We start from the raw sequence: 8,009 nt of genomic DNA, 5'->3' as shown, positions 1-8,009 counted from the left end.
ATATGATGAAAAAAATAAAAAAATATAAACTACCTATCGGGATATTGTGCGTAGTGATAGCGATACTTATATTGCTGCAAAGCTGTTCAAGTGAACATTGGTGGTTTGGGTACACATATGAAACCGATGGATATACAAATAAATCAGCAACAATTGTAAAGATAAACTACCCGTCAGAGAAAGTTGTAATTCCTTCAACAATATTTTTCCATAAAGTAAATGCTTTAGGCGGATATGTTACAGGATACAATTTGTGGGGAGCAGAAAGGAAAGGAATGTTTGAGGATAACGATATAGTAAAAGAGATTGTTGTTTCTGAAGGGATAGAGTATATATTTAACAGATGTTTTGACCATTGTATTTCATTAGAAAGCATACAACTCCCAAGTACTATAAAACAATTCTCTTTTACGAATTGTGAAAGTCTGAAAAATGTTAATTTTAATGGTGATGTAAAAGAAATTGAAAGTTTATCATTTTCAGGCTGTTCTTCATTAGAAACGCTTGTAATTCCGGATAATATTGCTGATCGTGGTATAGCATACGGTGCTTTTTCCGGTTGCACATCACTAAAAAGTATAAATATTCCCGATAATATTACTGCAATACAACGATATACATTTAGTAATTGCATATCCTTAAAACAGTTAGTTTTGTCTAAAAATATTAAGAGCATTGAATGGGGTGCTTTTGAAAACTGCACCTTGCTGGAGAAAATTATCATTTACGATAAGGCAGAAGATATTGCGGATAATGCCTTTGAAGGTTGTGATAAGCTCACAATCTATGGAATAAAAGGCTCATATGCAGAACAATATGCAAATGAACACAATATACCTTTTGAAGAATTGAATAACATAGTTGACTGATTATATTTGCGGAGATTAAATAAAGTCAAATTTTAGAATTTAAATGCCGACAAGTTATAGCTTTTAATGCTATTACCTGTCGGCATTATTTTTTGCCCTTTTGCGTTGAAAGCAGAAAGGGCAATTATGATTTGTAGAAACAGAAGTCCCCCAATCGACCTGAATTAAAAAATCAGACTGATTGGAGGAAAAATTAATGGACAGACGTCCGAAAAGAAGAAAAGATAAGTACAATCCATATACATTACACAAGGAAAATGAAAGATACTATGTTTCTTTTATTGACTCAAACAATAAATTTCAAAAGATAGAGATATCACAGGAAGTGTTTGAAAGCTTTAACAAATTTGAACTTGAAGATGTTTCCAAAATGAATGAGTACGACAGACATTTGGAACACTCCGAAGTATATGAACATACTTTGCATAAAAAGAAAGATTCAAGGGAATGGTCGTTAGAAGAATACTTTGAAAATGTTCAGGTTACAGAAAATTTGCATATGGCAATAAGCAAATTACCCGAGGTGCAGAAACGCAGGCTGAACAAGTATTATTTTGAAGAAAAAACTTTTGATGAAATAGCACTTGAAGAAGGCTGTACTTATCAATGTGTGCAAAGATCGGTGTATCGTGCAGTATCAAAAATAAAAAATATTTTAAAAAATTTATAAAATAGGGGTGTGTTTTAGCTTTTAAGTGAGGAAACAGGTGAAAGGGTTAATTCTCTTTCACCTGTTTTCTATACTCGCCAAAAATAGAGCAGGCATTGTTCTTTGAAAATAAAATATCAGCACATCAGATACTTTCCTTCTGCTGTTCGGTACGGACAAGCCACATGAGCGAACATATTTTATATATCTTTAGGACTCAGACATTGAAAGGCAAATTCAATGACGGCGATGACAGGCAGAGGGGATAATGATACTTCCGTCAAGTCAAAAGTCGAGCGTGATAAAACCGTCGTAACCAAAGATGGCGGCTGTGGGAGATCCTCACAGTGGTGAAATTCCAATGAGGTCAAATGCATGACCGTCTGATGTGTTCCTTGTCGCAGGGCATCGAGGATAAATAGCGACAATAGGATAGCGTGAAAATTAGAGCTATCCAAAACGATTGATATTATCCCGGCAGCAGAAGATTTTAAATTTTCTGCTGTCGGGGTACTTAGAAGGAAATTACTGAAAGAAGGTGTTAAAATGTTAAGATTTATGATTGGTCTTTTTGTCGGTGCTTTTATCGGCGTTTGCGTTATGTGCCTGTGCAATGCAGCGGCAAAAGCTGATGAGCAGATGAAAGATCATATAAATGATAAAAACAAAAAATAAGGAACAGGTGATAATTTGAACGAAAACTATATAAATGAAAATAACATTGATTTAGAACACAGAATAGAATCTGTTATAAACGACTGCAAGGTCACAATCTGCTTTTCTAAAAACAGAAACTTACTGGTTGAAAGAAATGTTCTGGAAAACCTTTTGGATACATTTGAGAACAGAATGAACGCACAGATTGGATGCTGAATTTCTTTAAGTTCATTTTCAGATTTCGCTGGATATTATAGAAATTATGTAGTATTGTTGGTTTGCAAAAATCGTATGAAAGGGTGATAAAATGAAAAGAGTATACTGCTTGTACAGAGTATCAACCAAAGGTCAGGTTGATAAAGATGATATTCCAATGCAGAAAACCTCGTGCAGAGAATTTGCAGAACGCAACGGCTGGACCATTCTGAAAGAGTTTCAGGAAAAAGGTGTGTCGGGATTCAAGGTTTCGGCAAGTGACCGAGATGCTATTCAGGATTTAAAAGCCGCCGCAGAAAAGAAAGAATTTGATGTACTCCTTGTCTTTATGTTTGACAGAATAGGCAGAATTGATGACGAAACCCCATTTGTCGTCGAATGGTTTATCAAACATGGTATAGAGATCTGGAGCGTTAATGAGGGCGAACAGCGTATGGATAATCATGTGGACAAGCTTATGAATTACATACGATTTTGGCAAGCCAACGGTGAGAGTCAGAAAACGTCAGCACGTGTTAAAACTCGCCTTAACCAAATGACGTTAGACGGCAAATTTACCGGAGGTGTTGCACCATTCGGTTACAAACTTATAAAAAGCGGTGAAGTCAATAAAAAGGGAAAAGAACTTATGGACATAGTCGTTGATGACGATGAAGCTACAATTGTCAAAATGATATTTAATATGACTGTTAAAGAGGGGTATGGTTCATATCGCATGGCTGATTATCTTAACAGTCACGGTATACGAACTCATAACAACAGTAAATTTCAATGCAACACAGTAAATCGTATTCTAAAAAATAAACTATATTGCGGTTATATGATATCAGGCGGTGTTGAATCCCCATACATAGAAAGACTTCACATCATTGATGAAAATGTATATGAACAAGCACAATTTATATTAAGTCAGCGTTCTAACAAAAATGAAGAGAAGAAACAAATTGCAAGAACTACAAAAGGCAGTACATTACTTTCCGGAAATATCTATTGCGCTCATTGCGGTCAGAAGATGGTATCAACAAGCTATATCGACCGATACGACAGGGCAGACGGCAGTCAGTACAGAGTTCGCAGACAGAGGTATATCTGTACGAACAAAGCGATGAAAAGAGGTGCATGTGACGGGCAGTCGGCTTATGTAGCGCACAGAATTGACGGTGCTGTACTTGCAACATTGAGAGATTATCTCGCTAAAATCAAATCAACACCAAAAGATATAGCACTGGAAAAACGCTACAAATCCGAAATATCGGAGCATAGGAGGAAGCAGACAAAGCTTGAGAAAGAAATTGAAAAGCTGAAAAGGCAGGTAGTTGAATTATCTGCCGAAATAGGACGCTCTTTACTCGGCGAAAGTCGCTTCACTCCCGATATTTTATCAACCTCTATTGATAATACAAACGATTTACTCCATAAAAAAGAAACTGAATTAAATGATATAAAGTTCAAGCTTGCCAATCAGCAAAATGCGATGGGTAAGCTTGATTTTTATTACTCACAATTCAGAACTTGGGCTGATGAGTTTGATAACTCCACAATGGAACAGAAGAAAATGATAGCTTGTCAGCTTATCAAAGAGGTTAAAGTCGCACGAGGTTATGAATTAGAGATTATATTCGACCTTAATTATGAACAATTCTTATCTCTATAAAGCCTAATAGATTGAATTTACAAATTTATTCTGCTATAATATTTTCAGCTTAGAAGTGGGTGATATATATGAGCGAAGAAAATAAGATACAAATTTTTGAAGATAAAAAGATTCGTACTGCGTGGAATGAGTCGGAAGAAGAATGGTATTTTTCCATAGTTGATGTAATTTCAGTTCTGACTGACAGTAACGAACCTCGTCGTTACTGGAGCGATCTTAAGCGAAAGCTTAAAGCTGAAGGAGCAAACCAGTTGTACGAAAATATCGTACAACTGAAAATGCAATCTCCTAAGGATGGTAAAAATTACAAAACAGATGTTGCAAATACAGAGCAACTTTTGAGAATAATTCAATCTATTCCGTCACCAAAAGCAGAACCATTTAAAATGTGGCTTGCAGAAGTTGGCAGAGAAAGAATAGATGAAACTATTGATCCCGAACTTACCATAGAGAGAGCTCTTGAAACATACCTGAAAAAAGGATATAGCAGAGAGTGGATAAATCAAAGACTTCAGGCTATACAGGTGAGAAAAGAGCTTACTGATGAATGGGATTCTCGTGGTGTAAAGCAGGGTGTAGAATATGCAATTCTGACTGATGAAATTACAAAAGCGTGGTCAGGAATGACAACCCGCCAGTATAAAAATCTCAAAGGATTGAAAAAGGAAAACCTGAGAGATAATATGAGTACGCTTGAGTTGGTACTGAATATGTTGGCAGAAGCTACCACAACTGAGATTTCCAAAGAGAAAAATCCTCAATCTTTTTCTGAAAACAGAAGTGTTGCAAAAGAGGGCGGAGAAGTCGCCGGAAATGCACGAAAAGATATCGAGGAAAGAACAGGAAAACCCGTGATTACTTCAAAAAATGCCGTCGATTTTTCAAATCTCATTTCCGATGTAATAGAAAATGATTTTGATAAAAGTGAATAAAGTATTCTGATTGCCTTGTGAGTTAAAAAATCCCGCAAGGCTTTTATTATATCCCAATTTCAAGTTTATTCCTCGGATGTTTGGAAGACAGAATATTCTTCTGTTTGTTGATACTCGTATGCGTGTAAATCTGCGTTGTGGTAATGGAGCTGTGACCCAGCATTTGTTGAATATAGCGTATGTCAACATCTTCTTCAAGCAGTAGAGTTGCAAAAGAGTGACGAAACATATGCGGAGTAATGTGCAGCGGCACTTCTGCACCGATTGCATAGTTGGTAATCATATTACGAACAGATTGTTCAGATAGACGGTTGCCGAGTCTATTTATAAAGAAAAATTTGTTGTTTGCTATTTCAAATTTAAATGATTGAATATACTTTTTGAGCAACTCCTGAACATTTTGATTGCAGATTTGAATCAGGCGTTCTTTTGAGCCCTTTCCGTAAATTTTGATTATGTAATCATTAAAATCAATTTGTTCAGTCGTGAGTGTGCATAATTCTGAAATCCTCATTCCGGTGGCAAACAGTAACTCAAGTATGAGTGCATTCCGCAGAGCAACTTTCTTAGTATAGTCAGTTTTAGCTTTGGTAAGTTGTAGATAAGCAAACCTAATAATTTGCTCAATATTATTTATGGGAATAGTTTTTGGGAGAATAAAGGGTTCTTTATACTTGATTTGTATCTTATGAAAAGGGTTAATATCAATAAGTTCCTCAATTTCAAGATAGTGAAAAAATGCTTTTAGCGAAGCGATTTTTCGTTTAACACTCTTAGGTTTGTACTTGCAATGCAGTAAATCAATGTATTGCTCAATGGATTTTTTGTTTGTCCATTCAATAGCAGATTCCATAGTGAATTCAAAATACTGCCTTAAATCAATGGTGTATGATTTTATCGTTTTTTGATCGAGATTTTTTCTTGAAAGGCAAAAGTTTAGATAATCAGTTGTTAGATTATTTGCTTGTACATTTTTTATTTCCATCGCATATAGCTCCTTATATTTAATAAAATTATTATGCAATAGAAAACAAAGAAAGTCTATTCAAATGCCTAGATTTATTTTGCATAAAAGTATGTTTATAAAGCAGTGAACAAGATTCTATTATGCAAAATACATAAAAATACCGTGTGAAATTTTATAACTGATTTGCGTATAAGTTATTTAAATATTTGTCAAATTATGTTATAATTAGTATCATAAGAGGGAGTATATAAATATTTTTATATTACATACCCGAAATATAGATTTAGTTAAGGCTTAATACTTTTTTATTAGAATGAGATTAAGCACTACATAGACATACACCAGTTGAATGTAAGCTGTGTAGCGTATTTTGTTAACAGAAATGTATTATTGACCTTATCTGAAAATAATGAATAAAGGATAACTAAGAATTATATGTCAAAAGATCTAGAAGGTTAATATGAAAAAGAAAAAAGACAGTTATGCATCTTCAACAGATAGAATATATGAACATATTGAGAAAGATTATAATATAAAAGGAACGCTTAAATCTGTATTAAATGGCAATCAAATGATGCCACATGACTTGATTGGAACTATATTTTATCAAGAATTGTTTTGTGGAGCAAAATGGTTTAATTGTGATTTAACAGATGTAAGTGGAAACGGAACTATTTTTAAACAAAATGATTTCAATGAATCTAAAATAAATAATGTCTCTTTTCAGTATTGTAGTTTTTCTGATGATATATTTAATAAATGTGATTTTAAGGGAAGCAACTTTGCTAATAGTGATTTTGTGTATTGTGCTATTCAAAACAGTGTAATTTATGGTTGCTCTTTTTTAGGTGCAAGTTTTTACTCAGGATTAATTAGAGGAATGAAAATTCAATCGTCAAATTTTGAACTCTGTCATTTTCACCGGACTAAATTTCAAAATGTTGACTTGCGACAAATAACCCTTAGTTATTGTTTTTTCGATGAAGTAAAAATGGATAATGTATGCTTGCCATTTCTACAAATACCATATACTTTTAATGGATTACAGTATGTTTTTAATACAACAGATAAAATTACTATTTCTTCACATTCAAACGAAAAATCATATCTAACTGTAGATGAATATAAAAATATGATAAATGATTTTATTGTATTTTTTGAAGAACAAAAGCAATATTTCCCTCTAGTCAACTGTTATTTGGTTATTAACAGAGAAGATGTTGCTATAGCTCGTAATAAGACGGGCATTTTAAAAAGTGCAACTAAACACGATTTTCGTTCATTATATTTTTATTGTATACAAGCATCCAAAATACTCAAATTATCTCACAAAGCGAGAATATCCTTGTATTCTGAAATTAATAAAGTATTTTCAGATACCTATCTGACTGGAGCGGAACATCATCAATTCTGCATTTATTATCCTGAAATCAAAAAACTATTGTTTGATGTGCCAAACAATAATCCCGTACTAACACTAACAATTAAAACCAATATTGAACCTGATGACTATGAGAGATTATCTTTATTACTAGAAGCGTTGGAAACTATTTCAAGTACAAATGGCATATATCTTGATAGTAAACATATTGAGATTAGGCATAATTCTCCAAATGTTATTGATTTCTTTTGTTCAGGACAATTTGATTATTTGTTAAGCACATTAAAGAACTTTTATGATGTTTCTATACCAGTAATAAATGATATTGCTGACATTATAACAGTGGGCGGAATGATTGTAGCTTCTACAAAATTCATTAAAAACAAAATAAACTTCCCAAAACCTAAAAAAACAAAAAATATACGAAATATAAATAAGGAAAATAGTAATTGTGATATCTATGAATTAAGGGAAGAAATTAATGAACAACATTCGCAAAACAAACAAAATTTTGCTGACTTACGAAATATAAAAACTAATATAGAGAAAGATATATTAAGTAATCTTTTATCCGTTAGAGAAAGGCTTAAAAAATCAGGGATTCAAATCAATGGTGTGGAAGTCCAGTTTTTAAATTCAGAGGGAGATTTATTGGATCAGCTTTATCATAGAAATTTAATGTAG

At 33.3% G+C, this 8,009-nt stretch carries 7 protein-coding genes; 6 read left to right on the top strand and 1 reads right to left on the bottom strand.

The window, feature by feature from the left end:
• The 5 genes from RBATCC27255_RS02885 to RBATCC27255_RS02860 all read left to right on the top strand — a co-directional run.
• On the top strand, window positions 1-869 hold an 869-nt coding region (locus tag RBATCC27255_RS02885), incomplete at its 5' end, for a leucine-rich repeat domain-containing protein (protein ID WP_101028655.1).
• Window positions 870-1,065: 196 nt separating this feature from the next.
• Entirely contained in the window at window positions 1,066-1,539 is a 474-nt protein-coding gene (locus RBATCC27255_RS02880) for an RNA polymerase sigma factor (RefSeq protein ID WP_101028654.1), read from the top strand.
• A 525-nt stretch (window positions 1,540-2,064) separates the two neighbouring features.
• Complete coding sequence (locus tag RBATCC27255_RS02875; protein ID WP_101028653.1) at window positions 2,065-2,193, top strand: DUF3789 domain-containing protein; 129 nt, start codon at window positions 2,065-2,067, stop codon at window positions 2,191-2,193.
• Between the two features lie 289 nt (window positions 2,194-2,482).
• On the top strand, window positions 2,483-4,045 hold the full coding sequence (locus RBATCC27255_RS02865; RefSeq protein WP_101028651.1) for a recombinase family protein: 1,563 nt from the start codon (window positions 2,483-2,485) through the stop codon (window positions 4,043-4,045).
• A gap of 68 nt (window positions 4,046-4,113) precedes the next feature.
• The gene (locus tag RBATCC27255_RS02860; RefSeq protein ID WP_101028650.1) at window positions 4,114-4,977 is read left to right on the top strand and encodes a BRO family protein; all 864 of its coding nucleotides are present in this window, start codon (window positions 4,114-4,116) and stop codon (window positions 4,975-4,977) included.
• Window positions 4,978-5,023: 46 nt separating this feature from the next.
• Here the strand turns inward: RBATCC27255_RS02860 and RBATCC27255_RS02855 are convergent, their stop codons facing one another.
• Window positions 5,024-5,962 (bottom strand): tyrosine-type recombinase/integrase, encoded by a 939-nt coding sequence (locus RBATCC27255_RS02855; protein WP_101028649.1) that lies wholly within the window; start codon window positions 5,960-5,962, stop codon window positions 5,024-5,026.
• Window positions 5,963-6,404: 442 nt separating this feature from the next.
• On the opposite strand from RBATCC27255_RS02855, the gene RBATCC27255_RS02850 reads away from it, so the two are divergent.
• Window positions 6,405-8,009, top strand: a complete 1,605-nt coding sequence (locus tag RBATCC27255_RS02850) for a pentapeptide repeat-containing protein (protein WP_101028648.1) — start codon at window positions 6,405-6,407, stop codon at window positions 8,007-8,009.

The organism is Ruminococcus bromii, from assembly GCF_002834225.1.
In the GTDB taxonomy this organism is placed as follows: Bacteria; Bacillota; Clostridia; order Oscillospirales; family Acutalibacteraceae; genus Ruminococcoides; species Ruminococcoides bromii.
Note: the sequence above shows the minus strand (reverse complement) of the source record. Positions and strands in the feature narration are given on the sequence as shown.

What these genes read in the sequence shown, in the direction of transcription:
- RBATCC27255_RS02880 (WP_101028654.1), top strand. Translation starts at nt 1,066, where the DNA reads ATGGACAGACGTCCGAAAAGAAGAAAAGATAAGTACAATCCATATACA.
- RBATCC27255_RS02875 (WP_101028653.1), top strand. Translation starts at nt 2,065, where the DNA reads ATGTTAAGATTTATGATTGGTCTTTTTGTCGGTGCTTTTATCGGCGTT.
- RBATCC27255_RS02865 (WP_101028651.1), top strand. Translation starts at nt 2,483, where the DNA reads ATGAAAAGAGTATACTGCTTGTACAGAGTATCAACCAAAGGTCAGGTT.
- RBATCC27255_RS02860 (WP_101028650.1), top strand. Translation starts at nt 4,114, where the DNA reads ATGAGCGAAGAAAATAAGATACAAATTTTTGAAGATAAAAAGATTCGT.
- RBATCC27255_RS02855 (WP_101028649.1), bottom strand. Translation starts at nt 5,962, where the DNA reads ATGGAAATAAAAAATGTACAAGCAAATAATCTAACAACTGATTATCTA.
- RBATCC27255_RS02850 (WP_101028648.1), top strand. Translation starts at nt 6,405, where the DNA reads ATGAAAAAGAAAAAAGACAGTTATGCATCTTCAACAGATAGAATATAT.